22 protein-coding genes, 1 pseudogene and 2 other annotated features are annotated in these 24,599 nt (G+C 47.6%); of the genes and pseudogenes, 6 read left to right on the top strand and 17 right to left on the bottom strand.

Translation table 11 applies throughout. From position 1 onward, the window contains the following. Nucleotides 1–82: 82 nt before the first annotated feature. On the bottom strand, nucleotides 83–766 hold the full coding sequence (locus MKY66_RS06760; RefSeq protein ID WP_076209637.1) for an ImmA/IrrE family metallo-endopeptidase: 684 nt from the start codon (nucleotides 764–766) through the stop codon (nucleotides 83–85). A 297-nt stretch (nucleotides 767–1,063) separates the two neighbouring features. Between MKY66_RS06760 and MKY66_RS06755 the strand changes: the two are divergent. Beyond that, nucleotides 1,064–2,010: pseudogene (locus MKY66_RS06755) on the top strand (IS30 family transposase). A 198-nt stretch (nucleotides 2,011–2,208) separates the two neighbouring features. Here MKY66_RS06755 and groL read toward each other — a convergent pair. The 7 genes from groL to MKY66_RS06720 all read right to left on the bottom strand — a co-directional run bounded on the left by groL (nucleotide 2,209) and on the right by MKY66_RS06720 (nucleotide 7,597). Beyond that, nucleotides 2,209–3,843 (bottom strand): chaperonin GroEL, encoded by a 1,635-nt coding sequence (gene groL, locus MKY66_RS06750; RefSeq protein WP_036611259.1) that lies wholly within the window; start codon nucleotides 3,841–3,843, stop codon nucleotides 2,209–2,211. Between the two features lie 73 nt (nucleotides 3,844–3,916). Beyond that, nucleotides 3,917–4,198, bottom strand: coding sequence for a co-chaperone GroES (gene groES, locus MKY66_RS06745; RefSeq protein ID WP_017690077.1), 282 nt, complete (start codon nucleotides 4,196–4,198; stop codon nucleotides 3,917–3,919). Nucleotides 4,199–4,598: 400 nt separating this feature from the next. Further along, nucleotides 4,599–5,381 (bottom strand): twin-arginine translocase subunit TatC, encoded by a 783-nt coding sequence (gene tatC / locus MKY66_RS06740; RefSeq protein WP_076209636.1) that lies wholly within the window; start codon nucleotides 5,379–5,381, stop codon nucleotides 4,599–4,601. Between the two features lie 78 nt (nucleotides 5,382–5,459). Continuing rightward, nucleotides 5,460–5,708, bottom strand: a complete 249-nt coding sequence (gene tatA / locus MKY66_RS06735) for a twin-arginine translocase TatA/TatE family subunit (protein ID WP_036668966.1) — start codon at nucleotides 5,706–5,708, stop codon at nucleotides 5,460–5,462. Between the two features lie 208 nt (nucleotides 5,709–5,916). Then, a complete protein-coding gene (locus MKY66_RS06730) occupies nucleotides 5,917–6,402 on the bottom strand; it encodes a MogA/MoaB family molybdenum cofactor biosynthesis protein (protein ID WP_017690080.1) in 486 nt (161 codons plus the stop codon). 37 nt (nucleotides 6,403–6,439) lie between these two features. Beyond that, nucleotides 6,440–6,931 (bottom strand): cyclic pyranopterin monophosphate synthase MoaC, encoded by a 492-nt coding sequence (gene moaC, locus MKY66_RS06725; RefSeq protein ID WP_306068493.1) that lies wholly within the window; start codon nucleotides 6,929–6,931, stop codon nucleotides 6,440–6,442. Nucleotides 6,932–6,958: 27 nt separating this feature from the next. Further along, nucleotides 6,959–7,597: a 5-formyltetrahydrofolate cyclo-ligase gene (locus tag MKY66_RS06720; protein WP_076209635.1), complete on the bottom strand. Its 639-nt coding sequence runs from the start codon at nucleotides 7,595–7,597 to the stop codon at nucleotides 6,959–6,961. 279 nt (nucleotides 7,598–7,876) lie between these two features. Between MKY66_RS06720 and MKY66_RS06715 the strand changes: the two genes are divergently transcribed. After that, the gene (locus MKY66_RS06715; RefSeq protein ID WP_076209634.1) at nucleotides 7,877–9,835 is read left to right on the top strand and encodes an ABC-F family ATP-binding cassette domain-containing protein; all 1,959 of its coding nucleotides are present in this window, start codon (nucleotides 7,877–7,879) and stop codon (nucleotides 9,833–9,835) included. 651 nt (nucleotides 9,836–10,486) lie between these two features. Here the strand turns inward: MKY66_RS06715 and MKY66_RS06710 are convergent. The 7 genes from MKY66_RS06710 to MKY66_RS06680 form a co-directional block, all read right to left on the bottom strand. Continuing rightward, nucleotides 10,487–12,046, bottom strand: coding sequence for a 2-isopropylmalate synthase (locus tag MKY66_RS06710; protein ID WP_076209633.1), 1,560 nt, complete (start codon nucleotides 12,044–12,046; stop codon nucleotides 10,487–10,489). Between the two features lie 335 nt (nucleotides 12,047–12,381). Then, nucleotides 12,382–12,720: a binding site (T-box leader), on the bottom strand. A 72-nt stretch (nucleotides 12,721–12,792) separates the two neighbouring features. Further along, nucleotides 12,793–13,151 (bottom strand) — a binding site (T-box leader). A gap of 91 nt (nucleotides 13,152–13,242) precedes the next feature. Continuing rightward, nucleotides 13,243–14,298: a tRNA (adenosine(37)-N6)-threonylcarbamoyltransferase complex transferase subunit TsaD gene (tsaD, locus tag MKY66_RS06705; RefSeq protein ID WP_076209632.1), complete on the bottom strand. Its 1,056-nt coding sequence runs from the start codon at nucleotides 14,296–14,298 to the stop codon at nucleotides 13,243–13,245. Beyond that, nucleotides 14,295–14,816, bottom strand: a complete 522-nt coding sequence (gene rimI / locus MKY66_RS06700) for a ribosomal protein S18-alanine N-acetyltransferase (RefSeq protein ID WP_036668955.1) — start codon at nucleotides 14,814–14,816, stop codon at nucleotides 14,295–14,297. Before rimI ends, tsaD begins: the two co-directional genes overlap by 4 nt. 240 nt (nucleotides 14,817–15,056) lie before the next feature. Further along, the gene (gene tsaB, locus MKY66_RS06695) at nucleotides 15,057–15,905 is read right to left on the bottom strand and encodes a tRNA (adenosine(37)-N6)-threonylcarbamoyltransferase complex dimerization subunit type 1 TsaB (protein WP_076209876.1); all 849 of its coding nucleotides are present in this window, start codon (nucleotides 15,903–15,905) and stop codon (nucleotides 15,057–15,059) included. Nucleotides 15,906–15,907: 2 nt separating this feature from the next. Beyond that, entirely contained in the window at nucleotides 15,908–16,390 is a 483-nt protein-coding gene (gene tsaE / locus MKY66_RS06690; RefSeq protein WP_076209631.1) for a tRNA (adenosine(37)-N6)-threonylcarbamoyltransferase complex ATPase subunit type 1 TsaE, read from the bottom strand. Between the two features lie 266 nt (nucleotides 16,391–16,656). Continuing rightward, nucleotides 16,657–16,833, bottom strand: coding sequence for an H-type small acid-soluble spore protein (locus MKY66_RS06685; RefSeq protein WP_026081228.1), 177 nt, complete (start codon nucleotides 16,831–16,833; stop codon nucleotides 16,657–16,659). Nucleotides 16,834–16,837: 4 nt separating this feature from the next. After that, nucleotides 16,838–17,134, bottom strand: a complete 297-nt coding sequence (locus MKY66_RS06680) for a hypothetical protein (RefSeq protein WP_076209630.1) — start codon at nucleotides 17,132–17,134, stop codon at nucleotides 16,838–16,840. Between the two features lie 201 nt (nucleotides 17,135–17,335). Between MKY66_RS06680 and MKY66_RS06675 the strand changes: the two genes are divergently transcribed. The 4 genes from MKY66_RS06675 to ligD all read left to right on the top strand — a co-directional run bounded on the left by MKY66_RS06675 (nucleotide 17,336) and on the right by ligD (nucleotide 21,603). Next, nucleotides 17,336–18,250 carry a Ku protein gene (locus MKY66_RS06675; protein ID WP_076209629.1) on the top strand — a complete coding sequence of 305 codons (915 nt, stop codon included), beginning with the start codon at nucleotides 17,336–17,338 and terminating at the stop codon, nucleotides 18,248–18,250. A 325-nt stretch (nucleotides 18,251–18,575) separates the two neighbouring features. After that, the gene (locus tag MKY66_RS06670; RefSeq protein WP_076209628.1) at nucleotides 18,576–19,445 is read left to right on the top strand and encodes a VOC family protein; all 870 of its coding nucleotides are present in this window, start codon (nucleotides 18,576–18,578) and stop codon (nucleotides 19,443–19,445) included. A 245-nt stretch (nucleotides 19,446–19,690) separates the two neighbouring features. After that, the gene (locus MKY66_RS06665) at nucleotides 19,691–20,641 is read left to right on the top strand and encodes an RNA ligase family protein (RefSeq protein ID WP_076209627.1); all 951 of its coding nucleotides are present in this window, start codon (nucleotides 19,691–19,693) and stop codon (nucleotides 20,639–20,641) included. Nucleotides 20,642–20,712: 71 nt separating this feature from the next. Then, a complete protein-coding gene (ligD, locus tag MKY66_RS06660) occupies nucleotides 20,713–21,603 on the top strand; it encodes a non-homologous end-joining DNA ligase (protein ID WP_076209626.1) in 891 nt (296 codons plus the stop codon). Nucleotides 21,604–21,658: 55 nt separating this feature from the next. Here ligD and MKY66_RS06655 read toward each other — a convergent pair whose 3' ends face one another. Continuing rightward, the gene (locus MKY66_RS06655; RefSeq protein ID WP_076209625.1) at nucleotides 21,659–22,570 is read right to left on the bottom strand and encodes a YitT family protein; all 912 of its coding nucleotides are present in this window, start codon (nucleotides 22,568–22,570) and stop codon (nucleotides 21,659–21,661) included. 341 nt (nucleotides 22,571–22,911) lie between these two features. Next, nucleotides 22,912–24,351: a cardiolipin synthase gene (cls, locus tag MKY66_RS06650; RefSeq protein WP_076209624.1), complete on the bottom strand. Its 1,440-nt coding sequence runs from the start codon at nucleotides 24,349–24,351 to the stop codon at nucleotides 22,912–22,914. Nucleotides 24,352–24,599 lie beyond the last annotated feature (248 nt).

The following is a 24,599-nucleotide window of genomic DNA, read 5'->3' as shown; positions in this document are numbered from 1 at the left end:
AGCAGCTAAATTAGTCCACCTGTACGTTACATACACAATATGTCGGTTTAAGTTTATCTACCTTACGATGCGCGATTAATATTCAGTTACAATATGAGAAGTCTTGAATATTAAATCCGAGTGCTACTAGAAAATTCTCTATTCTATTTCTTTGTTCCGACTCAGGAAGGTTCTCGGCTACATCAAATAAATGAATTCTAGCAGTATCTAAAATAAAACTTAATCTGGGATTAGTCCTTACAACTGAATTCACCTGATCTTGCCGATCAGCGAGACACTTCTCGATATCTAATAAATATACTCCAAACATCGCGAGATAATAATTATAATCAATGTAATCAATCTCTTTCTTTAAAAGAGCCTCTTCCAAATTAATTAGATACTCCTCTGACTCTTCCAGCAACGTTATTCTTCGGGAAATGTGAGCTGTACTAGCGATCTCATATCGGGTCATTAACAAATCGATAATAGATCGATGTGAGATGGTATTGTTAATTTCTAGCGGGAGATTATGTTGGTCTTCATAATTATCTAAAGAAACTTGACCAGAGTGCCTGTAAAATATATGTCCTAATTCATGCGCAATCGCTTCTATTTTTTCTTCCTCGTTAAGTCTCTCCATGACGAAGATTCGCCCATCAGGACCAACGTTCGCGGGTGAATTATCACTTAATCTATAAGTCTGCTCATCACTTGAAGGTACTTCTACAATTACATATGTTATGTTCATTTGTTCTAAATCATTTTTCAAACGTTCTAAACTCATTATCGTAACTCCTTCACGGAAGCGCCCAAAGCTCCTTCAGTGTTTTCAAGGTTAGTTCCTCAAAACCAGAAGGGATTACCTTTTAATTACAGATAAAAAGACACTAGGAAATCATTTGCCTCTCAACGTCTTTAAAATACCATGTAGAGGTAATATACCTTAAGGTCACTACAAATTATAGTGAATATTGACGGATTGTAATATGAAGTGCGACACCTACTGGAAATAAATAAGAAATGGCCCATGGCCGGATTCGTGGAAGGTTCCTACACCACATTCACACAAGGAGAATCCACCATGAGCTACACACATCTTAGCATAATTGAGCGCAGCAAGCTAGAAATCCTCCATCGGCAAGGTCAAAGTTCAAGAGCCATCGCAAAAGAATTAGGAAGGCATCCTTCGACGATTTGTCGTGAATTGGATCGTGCTACTTCAACGCAACCCTATCGCTCAGAGCGCTTATGAGGAGCGTCGTAAAGCTTCGATCTCACCCGGTAAATGGTCCCAAGGCATCGCTATTTCCTTGGAGGAAAAACTACAGGCAACGTGGTCTCCGGAACAAATCACGGAACGTTTCCGCATTGATGGTGTGCCGTCGATCTCCTTTAAAACTATCTATCGCTGGCTCTACGCTGGGCGTCTGGTTCGAGGCACGTTGCAGGTCCTTCCGGCACAAAGGGAAGCGTAGGAAGCCCACAGAAACTCGCGGTAAATTCGCTATCGGCAGATCGATTTCGGATCGTCCCAAAGAGGTTCGTTCCCGTGAAACATTTGGGCACTGGGAACTGGATACCGTTGTTTCGGGTCGTGGGAAAAGTAAAGAATGCGTAGCTACGCTCATTGAACGCAAAACCCGTCTGTATACCGCGATTCTCATGCCTGATCGCACAGCTTTGTCCATGGAAATTGCACTTGGTGTAGACATCTCACAGTATCCTACAGGTACTTTTCTCACAGCCACGGCTGATCGTGGAAAAGAGTTTGCATGCTATGCCAATCTGGAAACAAGCCATGACCTGCACGTTTATTTTGCTGATCCATATTCGTCTTGGCAACGCGGTTCCAATGAAAATGCGAATGGCTTGCTTCGGGAATTCTTCCCGAAAGGCACCGACCTCGCTCAAGTGGAGGATGAAGATCTCGCCGGTTCACTACATTTAATTAACCACAGACCACGAAAATGCTTGGGTTGGAGAACCGCTCACGAACCTTTCACAGAGGAACTGTCGCACTTGATTTGACAATCTGTCATTCCAAAAAAATTTTCGAGATGGTTACTTTCCAAATCAGCGTCTCCTCTCTTTCTTAAAAACAAAAGACACCTTAGAGCGATTTCCATCACTCTAAGGTGTCTTCGTTTTACACAATGTGGGCAAAATGTGGGCAAACCAGGTTTCTCCGAAGAGAAACCCTTGCCCCATAAGGCTTCGCAGCCTTTATTACATCATGCCGCCCATTCCACCCATACCGCCCATATCAGGCATTCCGCCACCAGCACCTGCTGGTTCTGGTTTGTCAGCGATAACCGCCTCAGTAGTCAAGAACATTGCTGCTACGGAAGCAGCGTTTTGCAATGCATAACGAGTTACTTTCGCAGGGTCAACGATACCAGCTTCGATCATGTTAACCCACTCGCCAGTTGCAGCGTTGAAGCCGATGCCTGTTTGTTCTTTTTTCAGACGTTCCACGATTACGGAACCTTCTTCGCCAGCGTTAGCTGCGATTGTGCGGATTGGTGCTTCCAGAGCACGCAGAACGATGTTTACGCCTGTTTGCTCGTCACCGGACAGAGCTACAGCCGCAACCGCGCTATATACGTTCATGAGCGCTGTACCACCACCGGATACGATACCTTCTTCAACCGCAGCGCGAGTTGCGTTCAGGGCATCTTCGATGCGAAGTTTGCGTTCTTTCAATTCTGTTTCAGTAGCCGCACCAACTTTGATTACTGCTACACCGCCGGACAATTTAGCCAGACGCTCTTGCAGTTTCTCTTTGTCGAACTCGGAAGTTGTTTCTTCCAGTTGTGTACGGATTTGGCTAACACGTGCATCGATATCGGATTTGTTACCAGCACCGTCAACGATGATTGTGTTTTCTTTGGTTACGCGGATTTGACGAGCTGTACCCAGTTGTTCCACAACAGCGGATTTCAGGTCCAGACCCAGTTCTTCCGTGATCAATTGGCCACCAGTGAGGGCAGCGATGTCTTGCAGCATTGCTTTACGACGGTCACCGAATCCTGGAGCTTTAACAGCTACAGCATTGAATGTACCACGCAATTTGTTCACAACCAGCATAGCCAGTGCTTCGCCTTCGATATCTTCAGCGATCAATACCAGCGGTTTGCCTTGTTGAACGATTTTCTCAAGCAATGGCAAGATGTCTTGCGTGCTGGAGATTTTTTTGTCTGTGATCAAGATGTACGGATTGTCCAAAACAGCTTCCATTTTGTCCGTATCAGTGATCATGTAAGGAGAGATGTATCCACGGTCGAATTGCATACCTTCAACCACTTCAAGCTCTGTAGCGAATCCTTTGGATTCTTCTACAGTGATAACGCCATCTTTACCTACTTTTTCCATAGCTTCAGCGATCAGTTCGCCTACTTCTTCGTCAGCTGCAGAGATTGCTGCAACTTGTGCGATGGATTGTTTGGAATCGATTGGTTTGGAGATGGATTGCAATTCAGCAACCGCAGCTTTAACCGCTTTGTCGATCCCTTTACGGATACCGATTGGGCTAGCGCCTGCAGTTACGTTTTTCAGACCTTCTGTGATCAGCGCTTGCGCCAATACAGTTGCTGTTGTAGTACCGTCACCGGCAACATCGTTGGTTTTTGTTGCTACTTCTTTAACCAGTTGTGCACCCATGTTCTCGAATGCATCTTCCAGTTCGATTTCTTTAGCAATGGTTACACCATCGTTAGTGATGAGCGGGCTTCCGAATTTTTTCTCCAGAACCACGTTGCGGCCTTTAGGACCGAGTGTTACTTTTACTGCATTAGCCAATGCGTCCACACCACGAAGCATGGAGCGACGAGCGTCTTCACTGAATTTAATGTCTTTAGCCATGTTAAGAAAACCTCCCTAGTTTTTGTTGGAAAATGGTCGTGCTATATGGTTCGGTTATCCGATTAAATTTGAATTAGTCGAGAATCGCGTGAATATCGCTCTCTTTCATAATCAAATATTCTTTACCTTCGAATTTGATTTCTGTACCGGCATATTTGGAGAAAATAACGCGATCTCCTTCTTTCACTTCCAGAGCTACACGTACGCCGTCTTTCAATACTCCAGCACCAACTGCAATGATTCTACCCTCTTGCGGTTTTTCTTTGGCGGAGTCCGGGAGTACGATCCCGAAAGAAGTTGTTTGTTCTTGCTCCAGTGGTTCTACCAATACGCGTTCACCTAAAGGTCTGATCATGAAAAATAGCCTCCTTTTGAAATTATATAACGTTACATTGTAGGTTGTAGCCATATGTATTAGCACTCGACAGTGTTCAGTGCTAACAACCAACTTTATGATACTCAACTTGAAGCATGATTTCAAGTCCTTTTGACGAATTCCTGCGAGAATTTACGTTGAATTTACACAAACATAGCCAAATTACACCCGCTGTGCCTGGTTCTATGTTGCAATTCACTAATCTTATTCTACGAAATTGTTTAGCCCTTCTGCAACGTTAGCAGACAGTCCTTTTCCCATTGTATCCATTGTTGTACATAATATGCCTGCTTGTCCTGTCGTGTTGGTCGGCAGTCTACAGAAATAGCCCGGATAAGAACATACCGTCTTTTCCGGGCACATTACAGCTTATCCTCATTCAGCCCACATGTTTCTTATCCTCGGCACGAACGTAACGGGATTCGATCTCTTCATCGGCTGCAAGCTGCTTGCGATATACGATTGCGGATAATAACACACTGATCTCATATAACAGGAGCAAGGGAATCATCACCAGCAGATCGGAAATAAAGTCTGGAGGTGTAATAACCACTGCAATGAAGATCAGAACAAAATAAGCAACTCTGCGCATTTTGCGAAGGCGAATTGGATTCAGAATCCGCAGTCCTGTCAGAAACATAATAAGTAAAGGAAGTTCGAATAACAGGGACACAGGCAGCACAATGCCAAACAGGAAGCTGAAGTACTGTTTCATCCCGTAGGTCTCCACAAGCCCCATCTTCTCCGTTATCGCTGTTGTGAAGGCAAGTGCCATCGGAAAAATAACATAATACGAGAAAGCCATACCTGTCAGAAATAAAAGAAACACATAGGGTACATACTTCAGCGTTGCTTTTCGTTCGCGCGGCTTTAGCCCTGGACTAACAAACTTCCAGATCTGATACACCGTAAACGGCAACGTAATAATAAGTGAAAACAACCCTGCAATCTTCATGTAGATGCCTATCCCATCCCAGAACGAGAAGGCATGTAAAACAAAACCTTTTGCCGACTCTGCCTTGGTCAGATATTGGTATACCGGGTCCGCCACAAAAAATCCTGCAATCAGGCCCAGCACAAATATACTTAATACGTAGATCAGCCGCTTCCGCAGCTCACTCAGATGTTCCGTAATCGACATTTCTTCCATTTGCTGCGCCATGCCTGCCCCCCATTATTGCCAGCTTAAAATACAAAACCCTTCCGGCAGGAAGGGATTTCTCTTTCATTGCCGTCAAGATTATTCCGGCAGGCGTTTATCAGCAGGCTTGTCTGCAGGTGTGCTCTCAGCCGCCAGCGGTTTCGCCTTCTCCTGCTCTTTGCGATTGGACGAGTCATCCTCAGAGATAATCTCGCGAGCGCCCTCTTTGAATTCACGGAAGGTACGCCCAACTGCACGTCCCAGTTCCGGAAGTTTGTTGGGTCCAAACAACAACAATGCAATCACGGCCAGCAAAATAAAACCCGTTGGTCCAATGGAACTAAACATTGATATTCCTCCTCGTCTCAAGCTTCGAAGATGCGCATACTCGGCCAGATGTTCATAGATGTCTCTGCTGCGTTCTTAATTTAAGCCCATCATACCATAGATGTAACCACTTACATAACCCGCAAAATTCACAAATAAGAGATGTCACTAGAACAATCTAACAACGGTCATGGCTAATCGGATATCTTGCCCCAGAGTCCATGCTCGATTATTGCTTGAACTGACCCGTAACCATCAGCAACGCTTCCGGAAGCTGATCCATAATGGCAGCCAGATGTTCGTGCACACCCTTTGGTGTACCTGGCAGATTAACAATCAGCGTGCGCCCACGAATGCCACATACCCCACGGAACAGCATTGCAGAACGGTTTTTGCTCATTACACTGTACCGCATGGCCTCTGCCATCCCGGGAACTTCCCGCTCAATTACGCGCCGGGTCGCTTCCGGAGTAATATCACGAATGGCCAGCTCCGTGCCACCGGTAGTCAGCACCAGATCGGCGTGAAAATAATCCGTCATCTCAATCAAAGCCGCAATAATCTCATCGGGTTCATCCGGAACGATACGGTACTCCACGATTTGACCACCCAGCTCTTCTTCCACCAGCTCCCGAATGACTTGTGCACTCGTATCCTCACGTTCCCCGCGGGCTCCTTTGTCACTGGCTGTCAGGATTGCTGTTCTCCACACCATAAAGATCACCCTTCTCCTCTATGAAAATAAATATTGCCTATCGGCTGTAATCACCGTTTTTGCCACCACTCTTGGAATTCAGCATGGTTGGACCGATAATCATATCTTTTTGCATGGCCTTGCACATGTCATAGACCGTCAGTGCCGCAGCCGAAGCTGCCGTGAGCGCCTCCATCTCAACACCCGTTTTGCCTTCGGTTTTGACAGTAACTTCGATGTGTAATTCATCCACTCCGTTATCATGAAAACGAATATCCACACCCGTCAGTGCCAGCGGATGGCACATCGGAATCCAGTCCGATGTTTTCTTGGCGCCTTGAATCCCGGCAATCTGGGCCACAGCCAGAACATCACCTTTACCGATTCGGCCCTCCCGAATCGCTTCCAGTGTATCTGGATTCATCGTCACTTTGGTTACGGCCACAGCCGTACGTACGGTAATTTCCTTACCTGAAATATCAACCATCCGGGCCCGCCCCTGTTCATTAAAATGGGTCAGTTTGCCACCCGAAGCCTGGCCGTTGTTCACTTCTGAACTCAATCACATCACAACCCTTTATTCGATATGTAATATACCTTCGGTTGTTATCAACAGATCAATCCGCAGATCGAGCAGGTCCATCGGGATCTCCTCCTGTAGCTGACCCGGCAATACCATCGCAGCCATCAACGGTTTCTTGCCCGTCATCACACATGTTGCTGCAAGCGTCTCGGCAAAACGATCATAATAACCGCCACCATAACCAATACGCCCGCCATGGAGATCATAACCAAGCCCCGGTACCAATATGAGATCGATATCCGGCCAATCATCAGGCGTCAGGACTTCACAGGAATCCTTGGGTTCCGGTATCCCCCATATGCCTGGCTCCAGATCTTGTTCTCCAGTCACTCGCCGTAGCTCCATTCGAGGTGGATTCGCCAACACTTTTGGTGCAAACATCACATCTCCATGATTCCAGCCCTCTTGAAACAGAAAAGCTGTGGACGCTTCGCTTCCATAGGACAAATAACTGAATATGACGAGTGGTCTGTTCACAACCTTGCTCTTGGCCTGTCTAAGGCGCTCCAGCTCCCGCTTCACTCCAGCGTTAATCTTAGTCATCGCCTGCTGATGCATGCTTGCATCCATCAAATCACGGCTCTGTCTCAGTCTGGATCGAAGCTGACTTTTCAGTTCCGCATGATCCTGCATATCCTTGAATAACCTCCTGTTGATAGGGAAGGTAGAAAAAAGCTCTCATTAAAAACAATTTATATGTTATGACCAGTTGTCATCTTGTTGAAATGGTTAAAATGATTCATTTTCTGCAAAATCCTCATGTAATAACATGCCTTCTTTCAGTTTATCATTGATTGATCAAAAAGACTACATACCCCATGCGTTCCCAATCGGTGCAATTGCTCTGTATTTCATGTAAACTGGGATATAGTTGTCATATCAAGAACTGGACCTATGGAGGAACTTAATTTTATGCTGCTGCAAGTATCCGGAATTATCAAACGTTTTGGTGTCGATCCAATCCTGGACGGCGTGAACTTACAAATATTAGAACGCGAGCGCATCGGCCTCGTTGGTGTAAACGGTGCAGGAAAATCCACTTTGCTCAAAATTGTAGCCGGTGAAATGTCCTATGACGGAGGACAGATTTTCAAATCCAAAGAAACGACGCTCGGTTACCTGGCTCAGAACAGCGGGCTCCAATCCGACCGTAACATCTGGGAAGAAATGATGAATGTCTTCGCTCACCTGACACAGGCTGAAGCTGATTTGCGTCAGATGGAACGCGATATTGCCGACCCTGCCCAGATGGAAGACGAGAAAAAGTATGCGGACCTGCTGGAACGTTATGCGAAACGATCCGACTGGTTCAAGGACCATGGCGGTTATGAGATGGAAACCCGCATTCGCAGCGTACTGCACGGGATGGGATTCGGCGAATTTTCGCCAGACACCCCCATTGCTACGCTGAGCGGCGGGCAGAAGACACGCCTTGCGCTTGCTCGTATTTTGCTTCAGGCACCCGATCTGCTCATGCTAGACGAGCCTACCAACTATCTCGATATCGCCACCCTTACTTGGTTGGAAGATTATCTGAGAGGTTATTCAGGCGCACTGCTCGTGGTATCCCATGACCGGTACTTCCTTGATCGACTCGTAACAACCATCGTTGAGATCGAACGTCACCGCTCCAAAAAATATACGGGCAATTACAGCCGTTATATGGAACTCAAAGCTGCCGAATATGAAACTCAGATGAAGCAATATGAGAAACAGCAAGGCGAAATCTCCAAGATGGAAGATTTTGTTCAGAAAAACATCGTACGTGCGTCGACGACCAAACGCGCTCAAAGTCGGCGCAAAGCCCTCGACAAAATGGATCGGCTTGATAAACCAATGGGAGATTTGAAAAAAGCCCATTTTTCCTTCGAAACCGCCGTTATGTCAGGCAAGGAAGTGCTTCGAGTGGATCAGCTGTCTGTCGCTTATGACGAGGCTTCTCCATTGTTCCGCAACGTATCCTTCGATCTGCGACGCGGGGAAACGGTTGCTCTGATTGGACCAAACGGTATTGGTAAATCCACCATGCTGAAGTGTCTTACGGGAAGTTTACGTCCGGTAAGCGGGGAGATCCAATGGGGAACAAAAGTGCAGATTGGCTATTATGATCAGGAACAGACTGGACTCAATCCGTCCAACACGGTTCTGGAAGAACTGTGGAGTGCCTATCCCGGGATGGAAGAAGCACGCATTCGGACCGTACTGGGGAACTTTTTGTTCAGCGGTGACGATGTGCTCAAGAAAATCTCCTCCCTCAGCGGCGGTGAGAAAGCACGTGTGTCTCTTTCCAAGCTGATGTTGAAGGAAGCCAACATGCTCATTCTGGATGAGCCTACGAACCATCTCGACCTGTTTGCCAAAGAAGTGCTGGAAGCGGCATTAATGGATTATGAAGGCACCCTGCTGTTCATCTCCCATGACCGGTACTTCCTCAACAAAATGGCTGAACGCATTGTTGAGCTTCATCCAGGCGGCACAGAACAATATCTCGGTAATTACGATGATTATGTGGAGAAAAAACAGGAGCTTGAGGACATCGCACGTGAAGCTGCTGAGGCACGTCAGGCTTCGTCCAAGAACTCGTCCAAATCCGATCTGAACACAGCCACAACCGAAAAATCCGGAGCGGCTTCATTCGAAGCGGAAAAACAGGCGAAGCGTGAAGAGCGCAACCGACAACGCAAGCAGGAAGCTCTGGAACAACAGATTGCGGAGTTGGAAACAAAGATTACCGAACTTGAGGCACAGATGGCTCTGCCTGAAATCTATCAGGATTATATGAAGCTGCAAGAACTCCAGCAACAATCGGAGGAACACAAAGCAGAACTCACCAAAGCCTACGAGGACTGGGAAGAACTAGCTATGGAATAGTACGAATAGTACAGACTCAGACCATAGCTTGAGAGCGTCATACAATTATAGTAGTACCACCGGCTGATTCCTTATTGGGATCAGCTTTTTGTTTGTTGAGGATGCGTATTGAAGCTATGCACCTTATGTTCTTTATGTTCCTTGAGTTTGAACTCTAACATACGGAGGTGGGGGGAGCTGTTTTGGCTTTTGTCAAATTTACTCGAATGAAGAGAAATATTTTCATCCCCTTTCCCCTCACACTTATCCACAAGAAAGCAATATAGCAAGCACACTAATAAGCTTAATTATACAGCGGTAGAATAGCCTTTTACACACAAAAACCATATTTATCCACCAAGTTATCCACTTTATCCACAACTTTGTGGATAGCAGGGTATCATTCTATCCCCTAAACCCTTTCCGTTTCGAAAACTATACTGGTTTGGCTTTGCGGTAGTTACCCACAAATTACACTGGATATGTGGATAACTATAATAACACCTTGACAAATGCATCCTTCCACTACTCAATGTTCCTCCATAATAAGACAAAAGCAGACCTTTGTCGTTTAAGGCCTGCCCGTCATTTATTTACTATATGCCATGCATATTTACATCGAATTGCAATTGCTACTATTGCCGCTTTAGATGCGATCTGGAAAAAGATGTTTTACGCATGTGCTTCTTGTTCATGATGTTCGGAAGACTCAGCCTTCAGCCCAGCAGCATTACAAGCGGCCACATAAGCAAGACCGGCAGCCATGACGATATCATTATGTGTTGCCGTTCCCCGGAACTCACGTCCTGCACGCTCCACGGTAACTACAGCTTCCGCACTTGCACCCTCTCCACCACTCAAGGCATGCATCTCCATATCTACAAATGCAATATCATCGGAAATACTCTGACCAATCGCACGGATGGTTGCATCCACGGGTCCACCGCCAACAGCGGAGTAAGATTGTTCTCCAGCGCTTGTGCGAATGCGAACGGCGGCCATTCGATCCGTCATGCTACCCGCCGTCACCTGCAATTCAACCAGTTCATAGTCCTGTGCAGGAATATTCATGGTCTGGCTAACCATCTGTAATAACTGGTCGTCACTGACCACTTTTTGCTGGTCTGCGGTTTCTTTGAACACCTCATACAATTGCTCCATCTGCTGTTCATCCGGCTCAAAACCGTATTTGCGAACCCGATCCTTCAGGGCGTGACGACCGGAGTGTTTGCCCAAAATAATCATGCTGCGCGGAATACCCAGCGCTTCAGGGTCCATAATTTCATAGGTGTTCCGATTCTTCAGCAGACCATCCTGATGGATGCCAGATTCATGCTGGAATGCATTACGTCCCACCACTGGTTTGTTGTACGCAATCGGGAAATGCATTGCACGGCTAATCTGACGCGAAGTCTCATACAGCTGATTCAGCTTAATGTTCGTCGTTGCACCAATTGCGTCTCCCCGAGTCTCCAGCGCCATAATCAGCTCTTCCAGTGCACAGTTCCCCGTCCGTTCTCCGATACCATTGATGGTCACTTCAATCTGGCTAGCCCCATTGGCAATCGCAGCCAAGCTATTGGCTACGGCCAGGCCCAGATCATTATGACAGTGGGCACTATAGCGAACCTGATCGCCACCTCTTGCACCCTCACGCACCCGGCGGAACATCTCGCCATACTCATGTGGCAGGGCATAACCGACCGTATCCGGCAGATTGATAATGCTGGCCCCTGCTTCAATGGCAACTTCAACCATTTCAATCAAATCGTCCATCTTGGTACGGGCAGCGTCCATGGCTGTGAACTCTACGATGTCCGTGAACTGGCGGGCATAAGATACCATCTCACGAGCGGTAGCCACCACTTCACTGCGCGGACGGCGTAGTTGATGCTCAATATGAATATCCGAAGAAGAAATAAACAGGTGAATTCGGCGACGTGCTGCATCCGCTGTTGCTTGAACTGCTGAATCGATATCACCTTTGACCGCACGCGCGAATCCACAGATTTCCACGTTCTGCAATTGTCTCGAAATCGCCTGAACCGCCGCGAACTCACCTGGACTGGAGATCGGGAATCCAGGCTCAATGACGTCGATACCCAGAGAAGCCAGTTGGTGTGCGAGTTCAATTTTTTGCTCGGGTTGCAGACTTGCCCCTGGTGCCTGTTCTCCATCACGCAGCGTTGTATCAAAAATCTCAATCATGCGTTTGTTATTAGTTGTTGTCATATCCATCAACCTCCATCAAATTTTTATAAACATTCTCGTTGCGATCCACGAGCCACAGAACACCCGCTAATCGCCGTCACTGTTGTTATATATTTTGTTTGTAAACACGTATGTTGTTTGTAGCTTAGTCCTTGGTGATCACTAATACCTGTTGAATGTTTCGTGCCTATACTTGTTGTTCAATGTTCATTACTCGTTCGTTGTATATCATGCTTACCTTCATGACAGAGTGTACGTCGACTTACACCCTGATCCTCTGACTTTTCAATCTCCATATGGTTCTTCCCATGCCCACCCTGCTGCCGGCAGCAAACACAAATAACCCGCCATCTCATATAAGAGACGGCGGGTTATTATCCCCTCCGCGGTACCACTCTCGCTTGATGGGCCAGGCTTGCGCCGGACTCCATCCACCTCGTCGTCTCCGAGATCCGCTGGATGTGCGTGCAAGCACGACATCACTGGAATTCGGAGAAACACCCTATAACGGGGGTTAACCGTTGCTGTGTAACACATGTTGTTGTCTATCAGGACAACTGGACGATCGATATCGTCCCCACGCTTCCACAACTCTGTTCCCGGGCGAGATTCGAATGATTCCAGCCACTGCGTCGCACCACCCCGCAGCTCTCTGAGCGCTTTATCATTCTACTGCTCCCGTTCATCACATGTATAATATGACCTGACCTAACTTCATTCATCCTTATTTTGAAAATCAAAAAAAGCCTGCCACCTCATGCAATAATGCAAGAGACGACAGGCTGTTCACCTTCGCGGTACCACTCTTGTTGACTTCCTTCCTGTTCATTCAAGACAACCCCTGAATGCTTTCGCATATCCGGATCACTTGAAGCAGCCTGAAAGCCCCCTCAGTTATCGTCAGTTGATCCTTGTAATAACGGTCCTACCAACAACGGCCCATTCACGGAGGCAACCCGTAACCATGTACTTTGGGCCATGATCGGCCTTCGGATTCTCCCGGGGAGTCACCGTGTTCCATCGTTCCGCTTCCAGGTGAGTTTCAGGTTTCCTTCGACTGCGTTGCACCATACCGCAGCTCTCTATAACCGGGAATGACCTTACTATTCCTGTTCATCGCGTTTATCAGTTCAGGAATCTGAATTCCTGTTTAAATTTGTAACTAAATATACATTCTTTACATCCCTGCTGTCAACTCTTAATCTCAAACTGCTTGCCTATACGGACTGAACGGACCATTGCTCCAGAGAAAGTCCCGGATCTGCCTTCGCATCAAATTCAGCAATTTCTCCCCGCTGCCATTTCAGATATGCAGCTGCTCCTATCATGGCCGCGTTATCCGTACAATATTCCATTGGCGGGATTAACAGTTCAAGCCCTTCCTTCGTGCATCGCTCCTGTAAAGCCGAGCGCAATCCCCGGTTTGCTGCAACACCACCGCATAATAACAGTTGACGTGAACCATACTCACGAACTGCTCTAACAGCTTTCTCTACCAGTACTTCAACAACAGCTTCCTGGAAACCACGCGCAACCGCAGACGGCTCCACGGTTTCTCCGCGCATTTTAGCCTGGTTGAGCACATTCAGTACAGCAGACTTCAGACCACTGAGACTGAAATCGTACGAACCTGCTTCCAGCCATACCCGTGGTAATGGCACTACATCCTCCGCTTCAGACGCCATCCGGTCCACATGCGGGCCTCCCGGATAAGGACAACCCAGTGCACGTGCTACTTTGTCATACGCTTCGCCTACGGCATCATCACGTGTACGACCAATCAGTTTGAACTTACCCTCGGATTCCATATGCACGAGTTCTGTATGTCCACCAGATACGACCAGTGCCATAGCCGGATATTGCAGTTCATGAGTAAGTCGGTTGGCATAGATATGCCCCGCAATATGATGTGTACCAATGAGCGGTTTGCCCAGTGCCATCGCCATCGTTTTGGCTGCAACGATACCCACCAGCAGTGCTCCGACCAGCCCAGGTCCCTGTGTTACGGCAATTGCACTTAGATCACGTGGACGAATGCCGGACTGTTCGATCGCTTGTTCCAGCATCAACGTAATGACTTCAACATGTTTCCGTGAAGCCACTTCAGGTACAACGCCACCAAATGCCTTATGCGTCTCAATCTGACTTGAGATCAGATTGGACAACACTTCCCGTCCATCTTTGACTACTGCTACCGATGTTTCATCACAGCTTGTCTCCACCGCCAAAATGTAGGATGGTGCAGAATTTATTTTTTCATTAAGTTCGTTCATGAATCCAGTACGCTTCCTTCCTCTTCGCCGCTCCGGCCTGCAGACGGCAAGTTCGCCCACATAATCATCGCATCTTCCCCATTATCGGAGTAATACCCTTTACGAAGACCCGCCGATTCAAACCCTTTTTTCTGATATAAACGCTGAGCAATGCTGTTCGAGACTCTGACCTCCAGCGTCATTCGTTCCATCCCGAGATAAGCCGCTGTGCTCATTAATTCATCCAGTAACTTTTCACCAAGCTTGCGTCCACGATACGCGCCTCTGACTGCAATATTGGTAATATGGGCTTCATCCATGATCGTCCACATACCTGCATAGCCAATGGCCTTGCCTTCCAATTCCATCACCATATATTTAGCAAAATGATTGTGTGTCAATTCATTTTGAAATGCTTCTTCCGTCCAGGGCAGGGTAAAGGCCTCATGTTCAATCTCCATCACATCGGGAATATCCGCGAGTGTCATGAACCTGAACTGAAGCGTTGCTTCCTGCTTATTATTCGCCACATTGTCCATCTGCTTGCCCTCCCCCTTTAGTGCGTGTTCAAAAAGACCGGTTTTCAGTACCGAGAAGATGGGATGAAGCTAGAAATGGAGTAGCGGAGCGTAGGGTAAACTACGTGAGCAACTACAATGTTTCCAAAGGAAACATACTTCGTAAGCCTCCCGCTTATTTCGGCTGAATTCCATATTCGATGCTGATGATGCCACCAGGTATCCTTCGTAATCAAAAGCAGACTTTTTGAACAACCTCTTTTAGCCTTTGCGCAGCAGATTGGCTTCCGCTTCAGACAGCTGGGTGTAGTTCGGTACCAGCGCATGCACGTCATCACGCTGACCTGCAAGCAGCGCGGCGGCGCCAAGGCGCCCAACCCAGCGGCCTTCCAGCTCATAAGGTACGAGCTGGAGCGCCGTCCCTTCGGGGCAGCGAAGCTCCGCCGCTGCCGCAGCATGAGGGCCCGTCTCGCCGACGATCCAGACGGCTACGGGCCGCTCTTCCGGCGCCGTCTCCGCCATGCGGGCGGCGAGGGCTTCCAGCCATCCGTCCATCTTGCGGATGGCATCAGGCGCCAGACGCCGGGGCGCATCGCTCCCGGCGGAGGCAAACAGCGCGGTGCACGCTTGACCGCGCCGTGCATCCACAAGCGGAACGATCCAGTGGACAGGGGCAGCACCTGTGCTGCTCTGGTCCGCGGATGGCGTTCCGCCAGCCCCTGCTGCGGCATCCTCTGCCGCAGCTTCTGCCTTGGCGGCAAGTCCGCTGTGCCAGCCGCCCCAGGCGATGGCCTGAAGGCTGGACACCCCGGCTACGGGGATGTCCCATGCCCAGGCCAGTGTCTTCGCCGCGGTCACCGCAATGCGGATGCCCGTGTACGAGCCTGGGCCAACGCCAACGGCAATGCCGTCCAGTTGCCCAGGCTGTGTGTTGCTGGCGGCCAGCAGCTGCTCCATCACCGGTACAACGTGTACCGAATGGTTACGCTCAGCCCGTTCATTGCGTTCTTCCAGAAGCGCATGATCTTCCATCATCGCAGCTGCCATCACTGCGGTGGATGTATCCAACGCCAAAAACCGCTGACGCGGCTCTTTTTGTAAATCTTCCATCATCATTTGACTCCATTCTGTCTGAACTGTCGGCATATGGCTGCATAAGTCTCGCCGTACCCATCCAGTGTAATCGTTCGATCCTCCAGGCCGGTTGTTTCAATCTGCACATGCAAGTGCTCTTGCGGCAGCAATTCGGGAATGATACTCGACCATTCCACCAGACTGACTCCGGTTCCATAGAAGTATTCATCAAGTCCAAGCTCATCCGCTTCTTCCAGCGATATGCGATATACATCCATGTGATATAAAGGCAGACGCCCTTCATACTCCTTGATTAGTGTGAATGTGGGACTGCTTACCACATCACGTACACCCAAATGCCAGGCAAATTTCTGTGAAAATGCCGTTTTCCCCGCGCCCAGATCACCATCCAAAGCAACCACCATGCCGGCGTTTGCCTGTCTGGCTAGTGCGGAAGCGAGTGCTTCTGTATCTGCAATGCCATGGGATTGATACACCCACTGCTCGTGCGTCTGATTCAATATTCGCCCCACCTTTGGCGGTCCAGCCGCCTGAGTTCACTTTGAACCTTATTATATCGGTCCCTTTCTTCCCCCGCAACATCCAAGGAGGCAAGCTGAAATATAACATGCATTATTAGACGTGTCACAAAACTCGCTTCCTTCGAAGTTTCAGACACCCACTAGGAAAAACCAAAAACCGGCACCTCTCGGTACCGGCCGTGTTATGCATAAGTTTCAGCTTTTATTCATTCTCGAATCCCTCAATAACTATATGCTACTTGTATCTACTCCTCCAATCGATCCACACGAACCGTCTGGGTATTTCCCGGCCTGCTGCCAACCTGAACGGTTGCCATACCATTGGCTTCATCCACATTCTCGATCCAGACTGGATCTCCCTCCAATGTAACGGCAATGGTATCCTTGGAATCATAGATTGCTTTGGCGCGCTTTGCATCCATCATCTTATTCATACTCCCCTTCTGGATCATCATGTGACTCTCGAACCATGCTATCTGTTGTACTTTCACCAATATACCCGTTATCTTCCGTAACCTGCCCCCCGCCTAACCCTTCATTCACCATCCGGTCAATGTCGAGCATGAACGACTCCCGATCAAGGGGCAATTCTTCCGAAGTGACCGCTTCCCAGTTTACAGCTGTAGCAGGTGTATAGAATTCTTCAGCACTTTCGGCTTTGGCAAGTGGATACGGAGAAAATGCATGCTTGTGTGCTTCTTCCTCATCACGTCTGTTCTTCAATATTGCACCTCCCGGCATATGTGCTGCGAGAATAACCACCTATCCCATGCTCGTCTTCCTGTCGGAATCCAAACATGTTTCTGTTATCATCCCCGAGTCTCGCCGAACCATACGAATTCGTTCATCTACAAGACGATTATCCCTTGCACCAGATGCCCATACTATTGAATAAAAAGGTACCTCAATGAAAGGAGCCGATCTATGCATACCGTCTGGAAAGGTGCAATCAGTTTTGGCCTTGTGCACGTCCCTGTCAAAATGTTCTCGGCTACCGAAGACAAAGACATCTCCATGCGCTATATCCATAAAGTCTGCGGCAGCCCGCTCGCTTATGTTCGTCAATGCCCCTCCTGTGAAGTGGACGTAAAGTGGGAAGAGATCACCAAAGGCTATGAATATGAAAAAGGAAAGTTTGTACTCTTCGAGAAAGATGAATTGGAAGCGTTAAATGATTCCACCAGCAAAACCATTACCATACTGGATTTTGTGGACTTGACTGAGATTGATCCGATTTATTTTCAGAAAACATATTACCTATCGCCCGATCAGGCTGGGGGAAATGCCTACCAGTTGTTGATGAACGCGATGCGAGATACCGGCAAAATTGGGATCGCCAAAATCTCCATTCGCTCGAAAAGCAGTCTGGCTGCCATACGTGTGCTGGAAGATTGCCTCTCCATGGAGACGATTTTCTATCCGGACGAGATTCGTCCTGTCTCCCAGGTGCCCAACTTGCCTGAAGTGCAGAACGTGAATGAAAAGGAACTCACGATGGCAAAGTTGCTGATTGATCAATTGTCCACGCCTTTTGAACCCGGTAAATACACCGATGACTATCGCAGCAAACTGCTGGATCTTATTCAGCACAAAGTGGCAGGCGAAGAAATCAAGATTGCTCCAGCCAAACCTGAAGCCAATGTGATGGATTTGATGGCTGCCTTGCAGGCAAGTATCGAGGCCGTGAAGCCTATTCCGGCTGACCCTGGGACAACAACGGCCAAGCCTAAGAAACGTGCACCGCGAAAAACGCCTGCTCAAGCGGTTGCCGGAGGAGAATCCGATACACCTGCTGCACCAGCCAAAAGAAAAAAGACGACACCCAAACCAAAAGTTTGAATGTCGCTAAGGCAAGACCGATTCCGTTATATGACTCATGTAACGAGGTCTACTCCGATCCGGCTTCACAGTCGGATTTTTTTGTTTTACAGAACGATTGAAGCAGTACTAGTCAATAAAACTCCAGTTATAATTCCAAAATGCGATTGACGAAAGCTGATTTATATTTTATATTAACTTATGAAAAGTAACTTATTTATGAATATACAGTCACCCTCTAATTCTGCTTCAACAGTATGCAATTAAATAATCCGTTTTCAACGCATACAAACAACCAAACACTAAGCCCTATTATCTATGATCACATAATCAGGAGGAAACCATCATGAATACAACGTATCAAATCCCTGCCACAACCCATCTGGGTGAAGTGAGTCTCCGAATTATGAACCTGGAGCGTTCAATTAAGTTCTATACCAATGTGGTTGGATTGAAATTACTGGAGCGTAGCGGCAAAGTCGCTACGTTGACAGCCGACGGAAAACAGTCCCTGCTGCGATTGGAAGAGCTCACGGATGGAATTACCCTGCCGGAACGCTCACACGCTGGCTTGTATCATTTCGCCATCCTGCTGCCTGACCGCAAGTCCCTGGGTCTTGCTCTTCGTAATCTGGCTGCATCCGGTATCGATATCGGCCAAGGCGATCACTTGGTCAGCGAAGCTTTCTATATCTCCGATCCCGATCAGAACGGAATTGAAATCTATGCGGACCGTGCACGTGATACTTGGAAACGGGATAGCGACAATAACTACGTAATGGCAAGTGATCCTGTTGATGTGGAAAGCCTTTTTGCCATATCGGAGAATGAACCTTGGCAGGGTCTGCCTGCTGGCACTGTTATTGGTCATGTACATTTCCACGTCCGCAGCCTGGAAGAAGCCCGCAACTATTACACCGGCATACTCGGTTTTGATATCGTGGGTAACTTCGCGAACATGTCAGCACTATTTGTATCCGCAGGCGGCTATCATCATCATCTGGGACTTAATATCTGGGCAGGTGTGAATGCACCTGTCAATCCAGATAACGCTACAGGAATTGACTACTTCACCATTGTGTACGCCTCAAAGGAACAATTGGATCAGGCACTTGAACAATTGCGTCATTCCGGTGCAGTCGTTACACAAGTGGAGGGTACCTGGTTTACGGTAGACCCACAGAACATCCGTGTACGTCTAACCGCTGCCAATTGATTTTGTTAGGACACACACGATCATTATGGATAATTTCATAACACAAGCCCGAGTACCTGATTTCTCCACATCACAGAGAGATCGGATACCCGGGCTTTTTCATTCGCTTTTTATAAGACCGTCCATATTAGTGCATCCTAACGACTACTCCGACAAGTTAAATTCAAAAAATATGGAGATCGAAAAGACGCATGATGTTTAGGGCGTTCGTTTCTCTAATGCTCCGGACAAGAAAGGAGTACCCCATGTTCAAACCGTTGATTCCATTCGAACCCATCTCCAGAGATACCTTACCCACAGGACCGCAATGGATTGCCCAGGTCAAGTGGGATGGAGTCCGCATGCTTGCCTATGAGGACGGGCATGAGCTGCGCCTGGTGAATCGCAGATTACATGATCGAACCGCACAGTATCCCGAGCTGGTAACACCACGCAATTTATGTTCAGGCTCCTCTTATATTTTGGATGGAGAAGTTATTGCGCTGGACCCAGACACCGGAAAACCTTCGTTTTATCATGTTCTTCGGCGGGATCGGATGAGCAGACCCGAAGGTATCGCCCAAGCCATACATCAGATTCCGGTCACATATATGGTATTTGATATCCTGTTCTATGAGGGGAAATGGGTGACGGATCAGCCTTTAGCAGATCGACAGCGCCTGTTGCACGAGGTCCTTAACACCGCTCCCCATGTTCAGGAGGTCACCAATACGCTGGATGCCGCTTCCCTGCTTACGGTCATGAGACAACATCAGATGGAAGGCATTGTCTGCAAGGATCTCACCAGCAGTTATGGCATACAGGGCAAGGACCAGCGCTGGCAGAAAGTCAAAATCATGCATGATGTATATGCCATGATCGGGGGAGTCACGTACCGCAGCGGTATTGTGAATGCCGTCGCGGTCGGTGTATATGATGGGCCTAATTTTGTCTATATTGGTCATGTCGGGACTGGCAAATTGAACTCCAATACGTGGCGGGAACTCACACATCAAGTCGAGCCTTTGATCAGACAGGACAGACCGTTCCATAATGTACCCGAGCGCAGTGCAGAGACCACCTGGGTGGAACCACGAATAGGAGTCAAAGTGCAATATATGGAGCTGACTCACCATCACACTCTACGCCATCCCAGTATTCAAACCTTCGCGGATGTAACCCGCGAGGATTGCCTGGCGAACCAGCTTCTTCCATGATGAAGAGTTCGCTGCACTCGTGTTTTGGCCCATGTTTCAATAATTCATTACACGTATAGGAGGTGTTCCATATGGCCCCCAAGATCCAGGGAACCATCATAATAGAAGGCACAGAACTGACGGTAACGAACCCGGACAAGCTGTTATGGCCGGATGCGGGTGTCACCAAAGCCATCTATCTGCAAAAGCTGGCCGCTCTGGCTCCTTATCTGCTCACGTATACGAGCAATCGACTTCTCACCACGATAAGATATCCCCACGGCGCTGGAGGGACATTTTTCTATCAAAAGAATGCCCCTGAGCCTATACCAGATTATGTGCGGACTGAAGTTCACGACGGCATCCGCTATGTGGTCATGAATGGACTTCCCGAATTGTTATGGCTTGGCAATCTGGCCGCACTTGAATTTCATCCTTCTCTGCATACTGTGGGAAGCCATCTGCCCAGTGAATGGATGATTGATCTGGACCCCTCTCAGGAACATGAACCGCGGATCATGCAAGCTGCACTCATCGTTGGCGAAACCCTGACTTCCCTTGGTCTGAGGTCTATTCCCAAAACTTCGGGCGCAACAGGAGTTCAAATCATCGTTCCCATTGTGCAAGGAGTAACCTTTGATGAATTGAGAGAGATCGGTTATTTTGTGGGTAAATATGTCACTCAGAAGCACCCGGATCTGTTCACACTGGAACGACTCAAAAAGGACCGTGGAGACCGCATTTATTTTGACTATCTCCAGCATTATGGAGGCAAGACCCTTGCCGCTCCCTATACACCACGTGCCAAATCCGGGGCCACTGTCTCTACACCCCTTACCTGGGACGAGGTTAGAAGAAACGTCTCCATCCAGGATTACCATCTGATGAACATTATTGAACGCTTGAACAAAACCGGTGATTTAATCGCAGCTGTTGAACCCCAACCGGTGGAGCTCATTCTCAAACATTTGAAGAAAAAATAGCCGACTCCCTCATCACAAGGGTGTCGGCTATTATCATTCATGCGTATATCAATCGCTAATGGATACCTTTTTTCTTGAAACGTCCGCCCTTCACATCATGAATGTTACCGATAGCCACAAAGGCTTGCGGGTCCCAATCTTCAACGATGGTCTTCAGCTTTGCTTCTTCCAAACGGGTGATCACGACAAAGATGATCTTTTTCTCGTCCCCGCTGAATCCGCCCTCTCCATCCAGGAAAGTTACACCACGACCAAGACGGTCTGTCAGGGCTGAACCGATATCACGATATTTATCACTAATGATCCATACCGATTTGGACTGGTCAAGTCCCTCATTCACAATATCAATCATCTTCATCGCAATATAATATGCAATCATGGAATACAGGGCGTTCGGCCAGCCGAATACAAATCCTGCACCTGCGAAAATAAACACGTTAATGAACAATACGATCTGTCCTACAGACAACGGTGATTTCTCACTAAGCAGGATGGCGACAATCTCCGTACCATCCAGTGAACCACCTGAACGAATCACGAGTCCAACCCCCACACCCAGGATCAATCCGCCGAATACGGCTCCGAGCAATGGCTCTCCTGGTGTTAATGCAGGCACGCGGTGCAACAACGCAGTCCCGATGGACATCACCACGATCCCAAGCAGCGTGGATAACGCAAATGTTTTACCAATCTGCTTGTATCCCAGAATCAGGAATGGCAAGTTGAGCAAGGTCAGGAATACTCCGAGTGGCAGATGCGTTAGCTCTGACACCATAATCGAAATACCTGTAATCCCACCATCAATTACGCCATTGGGCACAAGGAATATTTCAAGTGATACAGCCATTAGTGCAGCACCAATAAGAATCATCACAATACGTTGCAGCAGCTTTAATGTAAACACCGAGCTTTTGACCCCGCGGTCAGCTGGCTTGGCTGTTAGTTCTTTCACCGTTACATTGGACATGGTATCCCCCCCGTTAAATCAGTGTGTGAATCCATTTTATAAATCATTTAAATACTCAGGGTGAATCTACATCTAGAAAACAGCGTTCTACATGTACCCTGGCTATACAAGCACAAGCATCTAAAGGCGATATAAAATGGATTCAAAATGGTCTTCATCCCGGTTTGCACTTTCAGAAGAGAGCAAAAGGGAGCCTGTTTTCCCGCAGACTCCCCTCCTCACCAAGACATAATTTATATATCTATTATATCATAAAAGATCAAATTTGCGCAAAATACTTAGCAAAAAGAAGATAAATTCACAAAAAGTGAACTTATCTTCAGAAATCTGCCCTAAATCGGCTAAAGAAGCGGAGAAAGCATCCGAGAAAGCATTTCTGCGCCTTTTTGCCGTCGTGAACGCCTCTGAAATACCTCCCCATTGATCTGACTGCATTCCCCGAGATCACGTTCAAAGTCAGTGATCAAACGACGAATCGGAGAGGACTCGAACAGGACAGCCGTTAACTCAAAATTGCAAAAAAAACTGCGCATATCCATATTGGCCGTGCCTACCGTTGCAAGCAACTCATCCACAATCATCACTTTGGCATGTACAAAACCTTTGCGATATTGGTAAAACTCAACACCTGCTCGCAGAAGTTCCTCTACATAAGAAAGGGATGCCAAATGAACAAGCTTTGAATCGGATTGATACGGAATGATAATTTTCACATCAACGCCACTGACAGCGGCTGTTTTGAGTGCCTCATACAGGGCAGGATCAGGAATAAAATAAGGTGTGGTAATGTAAATCCGGTCACAGGCTACCGAAATGGCTCCAAAACACATTTCCTGAATGGCATCCCAGTCCTGATCCGGCCCACTGGCCAGAATCTGAATTCGTTCTTCCCCGCTACAGATATGAGGTGGAAACAATTCCGCAAGCTGGGGTTCGGTAATTCGCTCACCGGAAGCCAATTTCCAGTCGTTAAGGAACGTACTTTGCAGGAAATATACGGCATCTCCCTCAATCTGCACATGTGTATCCCGCCAGAAACCCACCTCCGGATATCGTCCAAGGTAATCATCGCCTACATTAATGCCACCCACGAAGCCAACCTGTCCATCCACAACAACAATTTTACGGTGATTCCGGTAGTTGACTCTTCGGTCAATTGTGGCAATCAGTGGCGGGAGAAAATAATGAAACTCCACACCTGCATCCTGCAGTTTGCGGATAAAACTCCAGCTCATCTTGTGGCTGCCGAGACCGTCACAAATAAACCGAACCTTCACACCCTCCTGTGCCTTGCGAATCATGACATCCTGAAACTTCGTACTGATCACATCATCACGGAAAATGTAAAATTCCACATGCAGATGGTGCTTTGCTTTTTCCATTTCGCTCAGCATTGCCGCAAATGCCTCTTCACCATTTGTGAGCACCGTACTGTTGTTACAACCTGTAATCGGGCTCTCCGACAGATGGGATAACAGGTTAAACAATCGATGCTGGTGGCTGAAACGATCGCCAGGCATATGTTCAACATCTCCAATGATGTGGGCTTGTTCCCAAATCGTTTCCTTCATTTCACGGAAGATCCGCGATCCACCCTTGCGAAGTTTTTTTCGTTTGTTATAATCCTGAGCTACGAAATAGTACACTACAAAACCGATCAAAGGCACGCAGAACAAAATAAACAGCCAAGCCACAGCTTTAGCCGGATTACGAAATTCCAGCAATAGAATTGTGGCTGCCTGGAAAATAAATACGAGTAATATAATGACCAGCCAGAACATTTGGCTTCCTCCTCAAGTGACAAGCTTCATGACCTTGCCCTTCTCTCACCTACACAGCTTTGACGATTATGTAATCAGCTAATCATAGATACCCATTGTACCCCCTATTCGTAACGTTTACTTAGATAAAACTTTACATAATCAGACGGAATACTTGATTCTGGAAATTCAAATTTCTACTTTGTTCATTGTATATTTTGACTGTGTTACCTTCTACATATCAGTTTAATCATGGAGCAGATTCGCAT

The sequence above is a fragment of the Paenibacillus sp. FSL R5-0766 genome, from assembly GCF_037971845.1.
In the GTDB taxonomy this organism is placed as follows: Bacteria; Bacillota; Bacilli; order Paenibacillales; family Paenibacillaceae; genus Paenibacillus.
This window is presented reverse-complemented; position numbering and strand designations above follow the sequence as displayed.

What these genes read in the sequence shown, in the direction of transcription:
- groL (WP_036611259.1), bottom strand. Translation starts at nt 3,843, where the DNA reads ATGGCTAAAGACATTAAATTCAGTGAAGACGCTCGTCGCTCCATGCTT.
- ligD (WP_076209626.1), top strand. Translation starts at nt 20,713, where the DNA reads ATGGCCCCCAAGATCCAGGGAACCATCATAATAGAAGGCACAGAACTG.
- MKY66_RS06715 (WP_076209634.1), top strand. Translation starts at nt 7,877, where the DNA reads ATGCTGCTGCAAGTATCCGGAATTATCAAACGTTTTGGTGTCGATCCA.
- rimI (WP_036668955.1), bottom strand. Translation starts at nt 14,816, where the DNA reads ATGGACAATGTGGCGAATAATAAGCAGGAAGCAACGCTTCAGTTCAGG.
- MKY66_RS06760 (WP_076209637.1), bottom strand. Translation starts at nt 766, where the DNA reads ATGAGTTTAGAACGTTTGAAAAATGATTTAGAACAAATGAACATAACA.
- MKY66_RS06720 (WP_076209635.1), bottom strand. Translation starts at nt 7,597, where the DNA reads ATGCAGGATCATGCGGAACTGAAAAGTCAGCTTCGATCCAGACTGAGA.
- MKY66_RS06685 (WP_026081228.1), bottom strand. Translation starts at nt 16,833, where the DNA reads ATGGATGCAAAGCGCGCCAAAGCAATCTATGATTCCAAGGATACCATT.
- MKY66_RS06670 (WP_076209628.1), top strand. Translation starts at nt 18,576, where the DNA reads ATGAATACAACGTATCAAATCCCTGCCACAACCCATCTGGGTGAAGTG.
- tsaD (WP_076209632.1), bottom strand. Translation starts at nt 14,298, where the DNA reads ATGAACGAACTTAATGAAAAAATAAATTCTGCACCATCCTACATTTTG.
- tatC (WP_076209636.1), bottom strand. Translation starts at nt 5,381, where the DNA reads ATGGCGCAGCAAATGGAAGAAATGTCGATTACGGAACATCTGAGTGAG.
- MKY66_RS06665 (WP_076209627.1), top strand. Translation starts at nt 19,691, where the DNA reads ATGTTCAAACCGTTGATTCCATTCGAACCCATCTCCAGAGATACCTTA.
- MKY66_RS06675 (WP_076209629.1), top strand. Translation starts at nt 17,336, where the DNA reads ATGCATACCGTCTGGAAAGGTGCAATCAGTTTTGGCCTTGTGCACGTC.
- tatA (WP_036668966.1), bottom strand. Translation starts at nt 5,708, where the DNA reads ATGTTTAGTTCCATTGGACCAACGGGTTTTATTTTGCTGGCCGTGATT.
- tsaB (WP_076209876.1), bottom strand. Translation starts at nt 15,905, where the DNA reads ATGGAAGATTTACAAAAAGAGCCGCGTCAGCGGTTTTTGGCGTTGGAT.
- MKY66_RS06730 (WP_017690080.1), bottom strand. Translation starts at nt 6,402, where the DNA reads ATGGTGTGGAGAACAGCAATCCTGACAGCCAGTGACAAAGGAGCCCGC.
- cls (WP_076209624.1), bottom strand. Translation starts at nt 24,351, where the DNA reads ATGTTCTGGCTGGTCATTATATTACTCGTATTTATTTTCCAGGCAGCC.
- MKY66_RS06710 (WP_076209633.1), bottom strand. Translation starts at nt 12,046, where the DNA reads ATGACAACAACTAATAACAAACGCATGATTGAGATTTTTGATACAACG.
- MKY66_RS06655 (WP_076209625.1), bottom strand. Translation starts at nt 22,570, where the DNA reads ATGTCCAATGTAACGGTGAAAGAACTAACAGCCAAGCCAGCTGACCGC.
- groES (WP_017690077.1), bottom strand. Translation starts at nt 4,198, where the DNA reads ATGATCAGACCTTTAGGTGAACGCGTATTGGTAGAACCACTGGAGCAA.